This window comes from Pseudomonas edaphica, assembly GCF_005863185.1.
Lineage (GTDB): Bacteria > Pseudomonadota > Gammaproteobacteria > Pseudomonadales > Pseudomonadaceae > Aquipseudomonas > Aquipseudomonas edaphica.
Map to the genome: position 1 here is coordinate 1 of NZ_VBVZ01000932.1, position 1,630 is coordinate 1,630.

The window sequence follows — 1,630 nt, forward strand, 5'->3', positions numbered from 1 at the left end:
CTCCGAACCTGTTGTTGCTACTTTGCCTGACGCACCCCAGCCGGTTATCACTCAACCCCTTCCAACCCCGCCCGTTGCACCGAGTTCCTCTCTTGCTGCCATTGCTCAAGCGATCACGCCACCGGTGCCAAGCATCACAACAAGCGATGAGCTGCCCGAACTCTTTAGCAGCGACGAGGATAAAGTCTTTGGCGGCAGCCTCAGCGGCAACGCCAGTCTGATTAAAACCGGTGCAGGTCAGCTCAGGTTGACGGGCGTCAGCGATATGACCGGGCGCATCGATATCAACCAAGGCACGCTGAGCGCCAATGGCACATTGAGCAACGCGATGCTTTACGTCGAATCCGGCGCTCAGTTGCAAGGTATCGGCGAAGTCGGCGCAGTCACCGTCAAGAAGGGCGGGATCATCGCCCCGGGCAACTCGATCGGCACCTTGCGTGTTGCCCAAGACCTGACCTTCAACCCCGAGTCGATTTACCGGGTGGAGGTCGATGCGGCTGGGCGTACCGACAAACTGGAAGTGGCCGGGCGCGCGGATCTGCAAGGTGGTCTGGTGGACGTCCAGGCACAAGCCGGCGATTACAGGCCCAACACCACGCTGGCCATTATCCAGGCGCAGAAAGGTGTCAGTGGTCAATTTGCCCAAGTGACCTCCAATCTGGCGTTTCTCACGCCCAGCCTCGCTTACGAACCCAACCAGGTGACCCTGAACCTACTGCGCAATGATATTCGCCCCGAAGAACTGGTGAGCAGTGCGAACGAGAAAGCCGTGGCCACCCAACTGCTGAACGAAGAGCCGGTCATCCCACCGCTCGCGACATTGCCAGTCGCTGGCACGGCATCGTCAACTATGACCACACCAGAGCAGGCCCCATCCGCCGCCCTGTTGGACGTGGCTGCGCCACTGAACGCTGCGCCGACACCGTCTCTTACCTGGGCCCAGAAAGAAAACGACGCCTTGATCGGACTCTCCAGAGACGAGTTCAAGAACATCATGAAACCCATGACAGGCGAGCTGCATGCTTCACTCAAGAATGCGCTGCTGCAAGACTCAAGCTACGTGCGCAACGCCACGCTCAATCGTCTCTACGAGACAGAGCACAACCCACGTGCCCTAGGCGTCTGGGGGTATGCCTTCGATTCCAGAGGGACACAAAACCGGGAGGGCGATGCCACCAAACTCAATCGTTCGATTCAAGGTGTCATCGGAGGGCTTGATCGACAGGACGAAGAAAGCGGCGTGAAAGCCGGTCTTGCTGCCAGCTATCAAAACAGTTCCGCCTCGCTGTCCACGCAGAGTGCTTCGGCCGACGTCGAAACCTACAGCCTTGCTGCCTATGCGAGCAAACAATTCGACAGTCTCACCCTGCGCGTCGGTGCGGCTTATGCCTGGCATGAGATCGACAGCAAACGCGATGTAGCCCACAAGAATGGCTCCACGCGACTAAAAGGCAATTATGACGGCAGCACCCGCCAGGCCTTTGCCGAGATATCCCACAACATTAACTTCAACACAGTGACGCTAGAACCCTTTATCGGGCTCAATTACGTCCACGTTGAAACCAAAGCATTTTCAGAGAAGGAAAACCTCTTCGCCCTCAGTGGCAAAAAAAGCCGCATGGACGTGACG

1 protein-coding gene is annotated in these 1,630 nt (G+C 57.7%); it reads left to right on the forward strand.

The window, feature by feature from the left end; genetic code table 11:
• A partial coding sequence (locus FEM54_RS32205; protein WP_138454239.1) for an autotransporter outer membrane beta-barrel domain-containing protein occupies positions 1-1,630 on the forward strand: 1,630 nt, incomplete at both ends.